This window comes from Paraburkholderia sp. Ac-20347 (assembly GCF_017104805.1).
Lineage (GTDB): Bacteria > Pseudomonadota > Gammaproteobacteria > Burkholderiales > Burkholderiaceae > Paraburkholderia > Paraburkholderia tropica.
Map to the genome: position 1 here is coordinate 1 of NZ_JAAGPN010000099.1, position 13513 is coordinate 13513.

At 65.6% G+C, this 13513-nt stretch carries 11 protein-coding genes; 9 read left to right on the forward strand and 2 right to left on the reverse strand.

From position 1 onward, the window contains the following. Window positions 1-152 precede the first annotated feature (152 nt). Window positions 153-1928 carry a GMC family oxidoreductase gene (locus G3N97_RS19525; RefSeq protein ID WP_205994696.1) on the reverse strand — a complete coding sequence of 592 codons (1776 nt, stop codon included), beginning with the start codon at window positions 1926-1928 and terminating at the stop codon, window positions 153-155. Further along, on the reverse strand, window positions 1928-2668 hold the full coding sequence (locus G3N97_RS19530) for a gluconate 2-dehydrogenase subunit 3 family protein (RefSeq protein ID WP_205994697.1): 741 nt from the start codon (window positions 2666-2668) through the stop codon (window positions 1928-1930). Before G3N97_RS19530 ends, G3N97_RS19525 begins: the two co-directional genes overlap by 1 nt. Window positions 2669-3289: 621 nt before the next feature. Here G3N97_RS19530 and G3N97_RS19535 point away from each other — a divergent pair. The 9 genes from G3N97_RS19535 (at window position 3290) to G3N97_RS19575 (ending at window position 13479) form a co-directional block, all read left to right on the forward strand. Further along, window positions 3290-4237: a dihydrodipicolinate synthase family protein gene (locus G3N97_RS19535; RefSeq protein ID WP_205994698.1), complete on the forward strand. Its 948-nt coding sequence runs from the start codon at window positions 3290-3292 to the stop codon at window positions 4235-4237. Window positions 4238-4310: 73 nt separating this feature from the next. Further along, on the forward strand, window positions 4311-5891 hold the full coding sequence (locus G3N97_RS19540) for an aldehyde dehydrogenase (NADP(+)) (protein WP_183716588.1): 1581 nt from the start codon (window positions 4311-4313) through the stop codon (window positions 5889-5891). A gap of 92 nt (window positions 5892-5983) precedes the next feature. After that, window positions 5984-6172: a hypothetical protein gene (locus G3N97_RS19545; protein WP_205994699.1), complete on the forward strand. Its 189-nt coding sequence runs from the start codon at window positions 5984-5986 to the stop codon at window positions 6170-6172. Between the two features lie 85 nt (window positions 6173-6257). Beyond that, entirely contained in the window at window positions 6258-7358 is a 1101-nt protein-coding gene (locus G3N97_RS19550; RefSeq protein ID WP_241030686.1) for an extracellular solute-binding protein, read from the forward strand. A gap of 67 nt (window positions 7359-7425) precedes the next feature. After that, window positions 7426-8505: an ABC transporter ATP-binding protein gene (locus G3N97_RS19555; RefSeq protein WP_065064956.1), complete on the forward strand. Its 1080-nt coding sequence runs from the start codon at window positions 7426-7428 to the stop codon at window positions 8503-8505. Further along, window positions 8502-9383: a sugar ABC transporter permease gene (locus tag G3N97_RS19560; protein ID WP_065064957.1), complete on the forward strand. Its 882-nt coding sequence runs from the start codon at window positions 8502-8504 to the stop codon at window positions 9381-9383. Before G3N97_RS19555 ends, G3N97_RS19560 begins: the two co-directional genes overlap by 4 nt. A 47-nt stretch (window positions 9384-9430) precedes the next feature. After that, window positions 9431-10309 (forward strand): ABC transporter permease, encoded by an 879-nt coding sequence (locus G3N97_RS19565; RefSeq protein ID WP_065064982.1) that lies wholly within the window; start codon window positions 9431-9433, stop codon window positions 10307-10309. A 64-nt stretch (window positions 10310-10373) separates the two neighbouring features. Continuing rightward, on the forward strand, window positions 10374-12134 hold the full coding sequence (gene araD, locus G3N97_RS19570; RefSeq protein WP_065064983.1) for an L-arabinonate dehydratase: 1761 nt from the start codon (window positions 10374-10376) through the stop codon (window positions 12132-12134). Between the two features lie 145 nt (window positions 12135-12279). Continuing rightward, window positions 12280-13479 carry a porin gene (locus tag G3N97_RS19575; protein ID WP_176081163.1) on the forward strand — a complete coding sequence of 400 codons (1200 nt, stop codon included), beginning with the start codon at window positions 12280-12282 and terminating at the stop codon, window positions 13477-13479. Window positions 13480-13513 lie beyond the last annotated feature (34 nt).

A 13513-nucleotide genomic window follows, 5' to 3' on the forward strand; every position in this document is an offset into this window, starting at 1 on the left:
GGACGACGCGGCTTGCGTCGACGGCGCCGCCGTGGCGGCGTGCGCGGCCGCGGCCGCGAACGTCAGCGAAAACGTCACCGACAGCGCCGCGCACGCGGCCAGCGCGCCACGTGCGACGCGCGTGGGGAAAAGGTTCTTCTTCATGCGGGTCGTCACACGCTCACCAGAGGGCCGGGGTTCTTGAGGTACTGGCTGCGAATGGCCTTCGCGGACCAGTACGCCAGGGCGGCGACCATCCCCGTGGGGTTGTAGCCGATGCCTTGCGGGAACGCGGACGCGCCAATCACGAAAACGTTATGGACGTCCCAGCTCTGCAGATAGCGGTTCAGCGCGCTGGTGTTCGGGTCGGTGCCCATGATCGCGCCGCCCACGAGGTGGGTGGTCTGATAGCGGCGCGAATCGAAATGCGCGCCGAACTCGCGCGTGTAGACGTTGATGGCCTTCGGGCCCATCGCCTCGGCGATCTTCTTCATCTGGCCGGTCACGTACTGCGCCATCTTGACGTCGTTGTCCTTCCAGTCGAAGGTCATGCGCAGCAAGGGCTGGCCGTACGAGTCGCGATAGGTCGGATCGAGGTCGAGGAACACGTCGCGATACGACATGTTCGAGCCGTGCGCGTCCATCGAAATGGTGTGCGCGTAGTGATCCTTCACGGCCTTTTTCCACTGCGAGCCCCAGTTCGGCGTGCCCGCGGGCGTGGCGATGCCGCTGATCGGCTTCACGCCCGCCTGGTTCACCCACAGCGGCGAGCCGCCGACGAAACCGAGCGGACCGTGGTCGAAGTTGTCGGCGTTGAAGTCGTCCACGGCCACGCCGTTGCCGCCCGCGCCGATGAACGGATTGGTCCACGTGTCCTTGTCGAAGAACGCCGTGATGGTCGAGAGATTCTGGTACGCGAAATTGCGGCCCACGACGCCCGTGCCCGACACCGGGTCATACGGCTTGCCGATGCCCGAGAGCAGCATCAGATGCACGTTGTGATACTGGAACGCCGAGACGATCACGAGATCGGCGGGCTGGAACACTTCCTGGCCCGACGGATCGACATAGGTCACGCCGGTCGCGCGCTTTTTCGTGTCGTCGAGTTCGACGCGCAGCACGTGGCATTTCGAGCGCAGTTCGAAGTGCTTTTCGAGCTTGAGCGCGGGCAGGATGTTCAGGTTCGGCGACGCCTTCGAGTACATGTAGCACGCGTAGCCGCTGCAGTAGCCGCAGAAGTTGCACGGACCCATCTGCACGCCGTACGGGTTCGTGTACGGACCCGAGGTGTTGGCCGAGGGCAGCCGGTACGGATGCAGGCCGATCGACTTCGCGGCGTCCGAGAAGCGTTGCGCCGAGTACGTATTCAGTTGCGCGGGCAACGGAAAATTGTCGCTGCGGCGCGCTTCGAACACATTGCCGTCGCCGACCACCTTGTCGCCGACCTTGTAGGCCTGGCCCGAGGTGCCGAACACTTTTTCGGCGAAGTCGAAATGCGGCTCCAGCTCGTCGTAGCTCACGCCGTAATCCTGGATCGTCATGCCTTCCGGGATGAACTTCTTGCCGTAGCGTTCTTCGTAATGGCTCTTCAGGCGCAGCTCTTCCGGCGTGATGCGAAAGTGCACGCCCGACCAGTGCAGGCCCGCGCCGCCCACGCCTTCGCCGGGCAGGAACGCGGCGAGCTGGCGGTAGGGCAGCGCCGTTTCGGCCGCGTTGTGGCGGATCGAAACGGTGGTCTTCGAGAGGTCGAGAAAGAGCTTCTTGCGGATGTTGTACGTGAGCTCGTCGATGGTGTTCGGGTACGCGCCATCCGGATAGGTGTCGCGATACTCGCCGCGTTCGAGCGCGACCACGTTCAGGCCCGCTTCCGTGAGCTCTTTCGAGAGGATCGCGCCGGTCCAGCCGAAGCCGACCACGACCGCGTCCACATGAGGTTTCTTGATCGCCATTACGTGCGCTCCCCGTTGATCGATACCGGACCGTACGGGTAAGGCTGACCGTTCTGGTTCACGAAATCCATGAAGTCGGCGCGCGCGCCGGGAAAACCGATCATCTTCCACGCGGCCATGTCCTTGTTGCCGCCGTGGATCGGATCGCAGAAATAGCCTTCGCGCGTGTTCTGCAGCAACTGGCCGAAGAACACCTTCGCGGGCACCGAATCGAGTTCGACCTTGCCCGCTTCGAGATTCGCGAGCAGGGCGTCGCGCGTGTTCGCGTCGAGCGCGTCGAAATCCTTGCCGTACGCCTTGTTCGCGTACGCGTTCACCGCCGCGATGCCGAGGCGGTAGATGTCGCGCGGCACCAGCTTCATCTGATAGCCGAGTTCGGGCGCGCCTTGCTGGAACGGCCCCTGCATGTACCAGAGCGCGCCGTGCGCGTAGGGCGTGTCCATCTGACGGTCGATGAATTCGGGCACGCCCGCGTCGAGCGCGCCCGGACCTTCGGCGTCGGTGGGAATCAGGCGGTCGACCGCCGCTTGCACGAAGGCCCATTCACGGGCGTCGAAGTAGCGGGGCTTGTAAGGCGCGGCCTGGGCCTGGGTTTGTCCCGGCTGGCTGCCGCCTGGTTGTTGCGCGTTGCCGTCGGACGACTGCGAGCCGCCTTCGCAGCCGGCGAGCGCCCCTGCGGGAACGAGCACTACCGCCGTGCGTAGGAATCCACGGCGAGACGTGAGAGGGGATTCGGACATTGTTCGATTCTGTATGAATTCGGCGCGATCTGATCTGACCGTGACCATCGGGGGAAGCCGGTTTCTTCCCGGCCGCCGCGGTAACCAATGGTAATTGGAACCGGTTCCATGATTGGCGGGGCATTTTACAATAATCCGTTGCGCTGGCTGTATCGGTCGCGCCAGGTCAAGTGGCGGGGTGTCGCAAGGCGGCGCGGCATGGCGTCCCGGGTGTTTCGGAAATGTCGTGCGGATTCAGGGGCTTGAGTGCGCCGTGTCGATTCGGGTCTGGCGGCGTCCGCGCGGAATCGGCGACGTTTCATGGTGGGCGCACGGCCGCGAAGGCTGTTGCTTTTTGGGGAATGCGCCGGGCACCGGGTTGTCACTCGGGGACGGAATTGCTAACGCACGGGATCGCGCGGGATTGTGTACAACATGTCAAGGCGCTTGCCTGATCCTCTGATCAATCGCCGAACCGGCACTACGAACAACCGCCGCAAATCTCCGCCTGGCCGCGCCCACGCGGGTGTGGCTGATCGCCTCCGAACAAACCCTAACAAGTCCACCAAGTTGTTTGACAACTAACCGAGGCGAGTGCTACTGTGCGGATATCGACAACCCACCATTTCTGCACGAGGCCTCATGAACGTGTCCCCGATCGTCGAAAGCGAATTCGCTTCGACCGTGATGGCGGTGCCCCCTCTGGCACGCCGCGCCGATTTCTCCCTCGACGTTGAAGCAAACGGCAAGCTCATCCGCCATATGGAAGCGGGCGGCATCCGCACGCTGCTGTACGGCGGCAATGCCAACCTGTACCACGTCGCCGTGAGCGAATTCCGCGAGTTGCTTGACATGCTCGCCGAACAGACCGCGCCCGACACGCGCGTGATCCCGGCCATCGGCCCGGACTACGGCAAGATGCTCGACCAGGCGCGCATCCTCGCGCAGACGCAGTACAAGACCGCCATGGTGCTGCCGCTGTCGGGCTTCACCACGCCGGCCGGCGTCGAAGCGGGCCTCACGCGCGTCGCTGACGCCGCGGGCATTCCGCTGACGCTTTATATCAAGAGCGAGGATTATGTCGATGTGGACACGCTCGTGCGCCTGATCGACCGCGGCACGCTCATCGCCGTCAAGTACGCCATCGTGCGTCAGGACCCGGCGAACGATCCGTATCTGCGCCGCCTGCTGCAAAGCGTGCCGGCCTCGAAGGTCGTCTCGGGCATGGGCGAGCGTCCGGCCCTCGTGCACGTGCGCGATTTCGGCCTCGCCGCCTGGACCACGGGCTCGGGCTGTATCGCCGCGAATGCCGTGATGGCGCTGCTCAAGGCCGCCAAGGAAGGCCGCGCCGACGAAGCGCAACGCCTTTACGACGCGTTCATGCCGCTCGAAACGCTGCGCGACGACATCTCGCTGATCCGCGTGCTGCACGACGCCGTCACGCTGTCGGGCATCGCCGACATGGGCCCGATCCTGCCGCTGCTTTCGCAGTCGCCGGCCGAAGCGCTGCCCGCCATCGGCGAAGCGGCGAAGACGCTGCTCGCGTTCGAGCGCTCGCTGGCCGGTTCGGCACAGGCGGCGCACGCCTGAGCGGCGCGTGCAGGCGCTTGCGCGGAGGCTCGCGCAGGCGCCTGTGTCACTGAATGAACTGAACGGAGCGACCATGTCGTCTATCACGGGAGCCATGCTGATTGGCGCGCAGTCGGTGCGCGGTCAGGCGGGCGAAATGCGCGCCTTCGCGCCCGCGCTCGGCCAGGACATCGAGCCGGCCTTCGGCCTCGGCAACAAGGCCGATGTCGCGCGCGCCTGCGAACTCGCGGCGCAGGCGTTCGACGCCTTCCGCGCCGCGCCGCACGAAACGCGCGCCAAACTGCTGGAAGCGATCGCCGAGCGCATTCTCGCCATCGGCGATGAACTGATCGAGCGCGCGCATCTGGAATCGGCGCTGCCCAAGGCGCGTCTGGAAGGCGAGCGCGGCCGCACGGTCGGCCAGTTGCGCCTGTTCGCCTCGCTGGTGCGCGACGGCCGCTGGTGCGGCGCGGTGCTCGATTCGGCGCTGCCGGAACGCAAGCCGCTGCCGCGCTCGGATCTGCGTGCGCAACGCATCGGTCTCGGCCCGGTGGCCGTGTTCGGCGCGAGCAATTTCCCGCTGGCGTTTTCGGTGGCGGGCGGCGACACGGCGTCGGCGCTGGCCGCCGGCTGTCCGGTGGTGGTGAAGGCGCACCTCGCGCATCCGGGCACCTCGGAACTCGTCGGTCGCGCGATCCAGCAGGCGGTCGCCGACGTCGGCCTGCCCGAAGGCGTGTTCTCGCTGATCTTCGGCGGCGGCAACGAAACGGGCGAAGCGCTGGTCGCGCATCCGGCCATCAAGGCGGTGGGCTTCACGGGTTCGCGCCGCGGCGGTCTCGCGCTCGCGCAGATCGCGGCGCAGCGCGCGGAACCGATCCCCGTCTACGCGGAAATGAGCAGCATCAACCCGATGCTCGTGCTGCCGGCCGCGCTGGCCGCACGCGGCGAGGCGCTCGCGCAGGGTTTCGTCGATTCGCTCACGATGGGCGTCGGCCAGTTCTGCACGAATCCGGGCCTCGTGCTCGCGATCGATTCGCCGGAACTCGACCGTTTCGTGACGGCCGCGAGCGCGGCGCTCACGCACAAGCCCGCGCAGACCATGCTGACGGCGGGCATCGCGTCGGCGTATGACGAGGCCGTGGCGCAGCGCAAGACGCAGGGCGTCGAGCAACTCGCCGAAGGCGCGGCCAGCGACGCGCAGTGCGCCGCGCTGCCGCTGCTGTTCAAGGCGAGCGCCGAGCAGTTCCTCGCGCAGCACGCGTTGTCGGACGAGATTTTCGGGCCGACCTCGATCGTCGTGGCGTGCCGCGACGAAGCGGAACTGCTGCGCGTGACCGAGCATCTCGAAGGCCAGCTCACGGCCACGCTGCAAATCGACCGCGACGACTACGCGATGGCCGCGCGTCTGCTGCCGGTGCTCGAACGCAAGGCCGGCCGCATTCTGGCGAACGGCTTCCCGACGGGCGTCGAGGTGTCGTACGCGATGGTTCACGGCGGCCCGTTCCCGGCCACCTCGGACGCGCGCACGACCTCGGTGGGCGCGATGGCGATCGAGCGCTTCCTGCGTCCGGTCTGCTATCAGGATCTGCCGGCGGAACTGCTGCCGGCCGCGCTCCAGGATGAGAATCCGCTGGCGCTGTGGCGTCTGCGCGACGGCGAACTGGTGCGCAAGTAAGCACGCATGACGTCGGGCGAAGGCGCTTGCCGCGGCTCTCGAGCCCGCTGCAAGCGCCTTCTCACGGGGCGGCCCGACAATCGACTCACAGGATGCTCACAAAAGCCCTGACGTTGCTTGACAACTTGATGTGTGGTTCGGCATCCTTTGACCGCGGCGAAAGTTGGCGCGAAGTTGGCAGCAAGCTGGCAATAAGTTGGCAACAGGCTGGCGGCAAGCAGGCGTCCAGCCGGAAATACAGGCATCAGAACGACAACAGCCGTGTATTAAAAAACCCATAATCAGATGTGAGGAGATGCGATGTTCGATGGACGCTTGAAGGCCAGCGTGCTGGCCGTATGTGTGGCGGCCGCGGCGGCGCTCGGCATGAGCGCGGCGAAGGCGGATCCCGTTTCCCTGAACATAGTCGACGTGGCCGGCAATCTGCAGCTCACGCAGAAAGCCTTCGAGGCGTTCAAGGCGAAGTACCCGAATCTCGTCTCCAACATCACGTACACCAATGCTCCCGCGCCGCAGTTGCCTGGCAAGATCAAGGCGATGCAGGCGGCCGGCCGCGCCGATATCGATCTCGTGCTCACGGGCACGGACGCGCTGGCGGCGGGCATCGAACAGAATCTGTGGATGAAGCTGCTGCCCGATCAGACGGCGGCGCTGCCGGGCGTGCTCGACAAGTACGCGCCGGGTCCGCGCAAGATGCAGGATCTCGCGCAGGGTTACGGCCTCGAAGTGTCGTACATGCCGGCCGGTCCGCTCGTCGAATACAACCCGGCCAAGGTCGCGAAGCCGCCGCACACGCCGGCCGAACTGCTCGCGTACTGCAAGGCCAATCCGGGCAAGCTCATTTACGCGCGTCCGGCCAATTCGGGTCCGGGCCGCACGTTCCTGATGGGGCTGCCGTACCTGCTCGGCGACAAGAATCCGCAAGACCCGATCAACGGCTGGGACAAGACCTGGGCCTTCCTCAAGGAGCTGAATTCGTGCGTGCCGTATTACCCGGGCGGCACCTCGGCGGTGATGAAGGAACTCGGCGAAGGCACGCGCGACATGACCGTGACCGTCACGGGCTGGGATATCAACCCGCGCGCGCTCGGCATCGTGCCGGCTGAATTCAAGGTGCAGGCGTTCGACAACATGACGTGGGTGAACGACGCGCACTACATGGTGGTGCCGAAGGGCGTGTCGAAAGAGAAGCTCGCGGTCCTGCTCAAGCTGATGAACTTCATGCTGGAGCCGCAGCAGCAGGCCATGACGTATGACGACGGCTACTTCTATCCGGGTCCGGCGGTGAACGGCGTGACGCTCTCGATGGCGCCGAAGCAGAGCCAGGACGTGATCGCGAAATACGGCCGTCCCGAATACGCGAAGTGGCTGACGCAGTATCCGCACGTCCAGCCGCTGTCGGCGCAGGCGATGGTCGCGGCGTTCCAGAAATGGGACCGCGAAGTCGGCTCGCAGAAGTCGCAGTAAAGGGCGCGGCGCCGGGCTGTTCGCAGCCTGGCGCCGGAGAAAGGGATCTCGTGGTCAGGAAGGTGTCATGAAGCATTCTTTCGATCGTCTGCGTCTGGACGCGGTGTGCCGCAGCTTCACGAGCGCGGAGGGCGCGCAACTGGCGGCGCTGCGCGGTCTCGATCTGGAAATTCGCCGCGGCGAATTCATCGCGCTGCTCGGGCCGTCGGGCTGCGGCAAATCGACGGCGCTCAACTGCATCGCGGGCCTGCAGCCGCTCACGAGCGGCAGCATCTGGCTCGACGAACAACGCATCGACGTGCTGCCGCCGGAAAAGCGCGGCTTCGGCATGGTGTTCCAGAATTACGCGCTGTTCCCGCATATGTCGGTGCTCGACAACGTGGGCTTCGGCCTCAAGATGCAGGGCATCGCGCGCGACGAGGTCAAACGACGCGCGCGCGAAGCGCTGCAACTCGTGCAGCTCGTCGGACACGAAAGCAAGCTGCCGGGCCAGCTCTCGGGCGGCCAGCAGCAGCGCGTCGCGATCGCGCGCGCGATCGTGATCGAGCCGCCGCTCGTGCTGATGGACGAGCCGCTGTCGAATCTCGACACGCGTCTGCGTATCGAAATGCGCGCCGAAATCCGCCGCATTCACGGTCAGCTCGAACGCGCCACGATTTACGTCACACACGATCAGGACGAGGCGCTCTCGATGGCCGACCGCATCGTCGTGATGAAAGAGGGCGTCGTGCAGCAGGTCGCCACGCCCAAGCAGATCTATAGCCGTCCCGCGAATCTGCATGTCGCGCGTTTCATGGGCTATCGCAATGTGCTGCCGTTCGCCGTGAGCGGCGAGCGTGGCGAGCATATCGCGCTGTCGTCGTCGGGCATCACGCTGACGGGCGTGCCGATGGACGAACTGAAGGGCGGCGAGATCTCGGTGGCGATGCGCCCCGAAGATTTCGAGCGCGCCAGCGCGGGCGATGCGAATGCGTTCGACGTCGAAGTCGAAATGGTCGAATACGGTGGCCGCGATTCGCTGCTGCTCGCGAACGCGCCGTTCGGCAAGCTGTGGGCGCGCGTGGAAGGCGAATTCGAAGCGGGCGAGCGCGCCACGCTGCGCGTCGCGCCGTCGCGTGTGTTGGCTTATGCGGAGCGTGCATCATGAGCGCGCTGGCCCCGTCGCTCACCAAAGCGCCGCGCGACGCGCGCGGCTGGCTCGTCGCGCCCGCGCTCGGTTTCATCATCGCGCTGTTTCTCTATCCGTTCGCCTACGGTCTCGTGCTGTCGTTCAAGCCGATGAACGGCGGCGGCGTGTTCGCGAACTATCTGCAGTTCATTCACGATCTGTCGCTGTGGCCGACGGTGTTCGTCACGCTGAAACTCGCCGTGCCCGCGACCGTCATCAACGTCGGGCTATCGCTGCCGGTGGCGTTCGCGCTGCGCCGCAAGTCGCCGTATCAGAAGCTCGTGACGACGCTGCTGGTGATTCCCGTCACGCTGGGCACCGTGCTGATCGCCGACGGCATGCTGAGCTACTTCGGGCCGAACGGCTGGTTCCCGCAGGCGCTGCACGCGCTGCATCTGTACACGAACGAAGAGATCCGCCTCACGCACAACTACTGGGGCGTGCTGATCTCGCTGATCGTCTCGGGTTTTCCGTTCGCGTTCCTGCTCACGCTCTCGTATGTCACGGGCATCGACCCGACGCTCGCGCGCGCGGCCGCCACGCTCGGCGCGGGTCCGTGGCAGCAGTTCCGGCAGATCTATCTGCCGCTGCTCGCGCCCGGTCTCACGATGGCCGCGTGCCTGTCGTTCGTGCAGGCGTACTCGGTGTTTCCGTCGGCCGTGCTGCTCGGCGCGCCCGCCGGTCCCACGCGCGTGATTTCCATCGCGGCGTCGGAAGCGGCGTTCGAGAGCTACGACTACTCGCTCGCCTCGACCATCGCCATCGTGATGGGCTTCGTGCAGCTCGTGGTGGTCGCAGCGATGCTCAGCGCGAAACGCTTCTTCTACTCGGGCCCGGTGAGCGGAGGGAAAGGCTGATGAGCGCCCATCAACGTAACGCCGCCGGTCTGCCCGCGGGTGCGCCGATGCGCGACGAACGTCCCGCGCCCGCCGCCAACGCGCCGCAGACGAAGCCCGGCGCGAACGTGCCCGAGATCGTCTGGAAAGTGCTCGTGTGGGGCGGCGTGGTGTTCTTCCTGCTCAACGTGCTGCTGCTGATCGCGACGGTGGGCGTGAACTCCATCGCCACGCGCTGGTTCGGCACGCCGCTGCCGCAAGGCTTCACGCTGCACTGGTATGCGCAGGCGTGGCGCGACTTCCAGCTGGGCAGCGTGCTGTGGGTCACGTTCGAGGTGGTGGGCGCGGTGGTCGTGCTGTCGATCGCGCTCGGCGTGCCGGCCGCGTATGCGCTCGCGCGCGCGCAGTTTCCGGGCAAGCGCATCGCCATGCTCGTGTTCCTGCTGCCGCTGATGGTGCCGCCCGTGACCTACGGCATTCCGATGGCCACCGCGATGTATCAATTCGGTCTCGCGGGCACGCTGCCCGGCGTGATCCTCGCGAACCTCGTGCCCGCGCTGCCTTTCGTGATTCTCGTGATGACGCCGTTCATCGAGCAGATCGATCCGAATCTGGAATCGGCGGCGCGCATTTTCGGCGCGAATACGCTGCGTTATTTCCGTTATGTATTGCTGCCGCTCCTCGTGCCGGGGATGCTGGCGGCGGGGCTGCTCGTGCTGGTGCGCACGATCGGCATGTTCGAACTGACTTTTTTTACCGCCGGACCCGACACGCAAACGCTCGTCGTCGCGCTGTATTACGCAGTGTTCTCGACGGGCGTGCGCGCGCCGCAGTCCATCGACGCCATGGCGATGATCTACATGGCCATCACGCTCGCCTGGGTGCTGGTCGCGCTGCAGTTCGTCAGCCCGACACAACTCGTGTCGCGCGTGAAGGAATCGCGTTAGCGCGATGTCGGCCCGCGCCGGCGGCTTTATTGACACATCCGCGGAAACACTGGAGCAAGGCAAGATGAGCAACAAGCGAAAGACCCCCGAAGAACTGCGCAGCCACCGCTGGTATGGCGTGAACGACCTGCGGTCGTTCGGCCATCGTTCGCGCTCGGCGCAGATGGGCTACAGCCGCGAGGAGTACGCGGGCAAACCGGTGATCGCGATCCTCAATACGTGGAGCGAAATCAACCCTTGCCATACGCACTTCAAGCAGCGCGTGGAAGAGGTCAAGCGCGGCATCTGGCAGGCCGGCGGTTTCCCGATCGAGCTGCCGGTGCAGACGCTCTCCGAGCCGTTCCAGAAGCCCACCACGATGCTCTATCGCAACTTTCTCGCGATGGAAACCGAGGAAACGCTGCGCTCGTATCCCGCCGACGGCGTGGTGCTGATGGGCGGCTGCGACAAGACCACGCCCGCACTGCTGCTCGGCGCGATCTCGATGGATCTGCCGACGATCTTCCTGCCCGCGGGCCCGATGCTCAACGGCAACTGGAACGGCGTGACGCTCGGTTCGGGTTCGGACACCTGGAAATACTGGGCCGATCTGCGCGCGGGCAAGATCACCGAAGCGGACTGGCAGGGCGTGGAGGGCGGCATCGCGCGCTCGCCGGGCCACTGCATGACGATGGGCACGGCCTCGACGATGACGAGCGCGGCGGAAGCGCTCGGCTTCACGCTGCCGGGCTTCGCGTCGATTCCGGCGCCGGATTCGCGTCACGCGCAGATGTCGGCGAAGACGGGCATGCGTATCGTCGAGATGGTGTGGGAAGACCTGAAGCCCTCGGACATCATCACGCGCAAGTCGGTCGACAACGCGGTGACCACGTGTCTCGCGCTGTCGGGCTCGACCAATGCGATCGTGCACATGATCGCCGTCGCGCGCCGCGCGGGCGTCGACCTGACGCTCGGCCACTACGACGACATCGCGCGCCGCACGCCGGTGCTCGCAAACGTGCGCCCGACCGGCAAGTACCTGATGGAAGACTTCTATTACGCGGGCGGTCTGCGCGCGATGCTCAAGGAGCTCGGCGATCTGATCGACGGCACGCAGATGACCGTGAACGGCAAGACGCTTGGCGAGAACATCGCCGACGCCGAGATCTATAGCGACGAAGTGATCTATCGCCGCGCGAAGCCGCTGATGCCGGACACGGGTCTCGCCGTGCTGCGCGGCAATCTCGCGCCGGACGGCGCGGTGATCAAGCCGGGCGCAGCCGAAAAGCGTCTGCACGTGCATACGGGCAAGGCCGTCGTGTTCAAGGACTACAACGACATGGCCGCGCGCATCGACAGCGAAGACCTCGATTGCGACGAGAACAGCGTGATCGTGCTTCAGCATGCCGGTCCGGTTGGTGCGCCGGGCATGCCCGAGTGGGGCCAGTTGCCGATTCCGCAAAAGATTCTGCAGAAGGGCGTGCGCGACATGCTGCGCATCTCCGACGCGCGCATGAGCGGCACGAGCTATGGCGCGTGCGTGCTGCACGTCGCGCCGGAGTCGTTCATCGGCGGTCCGCTCGCGCTGGTCAAGGACGGCGACCTGATCGAGATGAACGTGCCGGAACGCCGCCTGAACGTGCTGATTTCCGACGAGGAAATGGCGCGCCGCAAGGCCGAGTGGGTCGCGCCGGAACCGCGCTTCACGCGCGGCTATGGTGCGATGTATCAGATGCACGTCATGCAGGCCAACAACGGCTGCGAATTCGACTTCATGCAGCGTGACGGCGCTGGCGGTTCGTGCGGCGGCGGCGTCAAGAACGGCGGCGAACCCGAGATTCACTAAGCGGCACGGATTCGGCGCGGTTTATCGCGGCGCGCGCGGCGGGGCTTGGCCGCCTCGCGCGCCGCGATGCTGAAGGAGCACAGGCAAGACGATTCACACGTAGTTAAAAAAGCAATACATCACAACGATTAGATCAGGAGTACAGATGAAGAAGACCATTCTCGCTTCCACGCTTGGACTCGCCGCACTGGGCGCGCACGCCCAGAGCAGCGTCACGCTCTACGGTATCGTCGATACCGGCATCGGTTATCAAAGCAGCGCCACGTCGCTCGGCAAGACCTCGGGCGGCCGCTCGCTCGTCAAGATGGCGCAAGGCATCTGGGCGGGCTCGCGTTTCGGCTTCAAAGGCAGCGAAGATCTGGGCGGCGGCACGCGCGCGATCTTCCAGCTCGAAGAAGGCTACAACTCGGCCACCGGCGCTGAATCGACCTCGGGCCTGATGTTCAGCCGCGCGGCTTTCGTCGGTCTCGCGAACCAGCAATACGGTACGCTGACCGCGGGCCGCCAGTACGCGCCGTACTACACGCTGCTCTCGGCCTACAGCCCGACCAACTGGCTCACGGGCGCGTACGGCGCACACCCGGGCGACCTCGACTCGATGGATACGATCTACCGCATCAACAATGCGCTGGTCTACACGTCGCCGAACTTCTCGGGCTTCACGTTCAGCGGCATGTATGCCTTCGGCGGCGTGGCGGGCAGCACGAACGCCGGCTCGTCGTGGAGCGTCGCGGCGAACTACATTCACGGTCCGGTCGGCATTGCCGTCGGCTTCGAACGTCTGAACAACGCGACGAGCGGCGGCGGCACGTGGAGCTCCAGCTCGACTGCGTACAGCGGCGGCGAGCCGGGCGTCTCGGGCATCACCAACGGCTTCCAGACCGCGCAGGCGCAGCAGCGTCTCGCCGTGACGGGCGGTTATGCCTTCAATTCGCAATGGGATATTTCGGCATCCTATTCGAACGTGCAGTACATCGCGGGCGCGGGTTCGAAGTTCTTCGACACGCAGATCTGGAACACGGGCGGCGTGGTGCTGCACTACAAGCCGTTCACGGTGCTCGATCTGGCGGCGGGCTACAGCTACACGCGCGCGACCAAGGCGAACGGCATCACCAGCGCGGCGTCGTACCAGCAGTTCAACCTCTCGCAGTACTACAGCCTGTCGAAGCGCACGGGCCTGTACTTCGTCGAGGCGTATCAGCGCGCGGGCGGCCAGACGCTCGGCACGAACGGCGCGGGCGACATCATCAACGCGACGGCCGATATCGGCGACGGTCAGAACAGCGCGCCGGCCTCGTCGCGCAGCCAGTTCGCGGGTGCGATCGGCATCATCCATCGTTTCTGATTTCACGCTCCGAGGGAGTCTCTTGCGGCGGTGC

Excerpts from the sequence above, each read along its gene's own strand:
- G3N97_RS19525 (WP_205994696.1), bottom strand. The coding sequence starts at position 1,928 with ATGGCGATCAAGAAACCTCATGTGGACGCGGTCGTGGTCGGCTTCGGC.
- G3N97_RS19530 (WP_205994697.1), bottom strand. The coding sequence starts at position 2,668 with ATGTCCGAATCCCCTCTCACGTCTCGCCGTGGATTCCTACGCACGGCG.
- G3N97_RS19535 (WP_205994698.1), top strand. The coding sequence starts at position 3,290 with ATGAACGTGTCCCCGATCGTCGAAAGCGAATTCGCTTCGACCGTGATG.
- G3N97_RS19540 (WP_183716588.1), top strand. The coding sequence starts at position 4,311 with ATGTCGTCTATCACGGGAGCCATGCTGATTGGCGCGCAGTCGGTGCGC.
- G3N97_RS19545 (WP_205994699.1), top strand. The coding sequence starts at position 5,984 with ATGCTCACAAAAGCCCTGACGTTGCTTGACAACTTGATGTGTGGTTCG.
- G3N97_RS19550 (WP_241030686.1), top strand. The coding sequence starts at position 6,258 with ATGAGCGCGGCGAAGGCGGATCCCGTTTCCCTGAACATAGTCGACGTG.
- G3N97_RS19555 (WP_065064956.1), top strand. The coding sequence starts at position 7,426 with ATGAAGCATTCTTTCGATCGTCTGCGTCTGGACGCGGTGTGCCGCAGC.
- G3N97_RS19560 (WP_065064957.1), top strand. The coding sequence starts at position 8,502 with ATGAGCGCGCTGGCCCCGTCGCTCACCAAAGCGCCGCGCGACGCGCGC.
- G3N97_RS19565 (WP_065064982.1), top strand. The coding sequence starts at position 9,431 with ATGCGCGACGAACGTCCCGCGCCCGCCGCCAACGCGCCGCAGACGAAG.
- araD (WP_065064983.1), top strand. The coding sequence starts at position 10,374 with ATGAGCAACAAGCGAAAGACCCCCGAAGAACTGCGCAGCCACCGCTGG.
- G3N97_RS19575 (WP_176081163.1), top strand. The coding sequence starts at position 12,280 with ATGAAGAAGACCATTCTCGCTTCCACGCTTGGACTCGCCGCACTGGGC.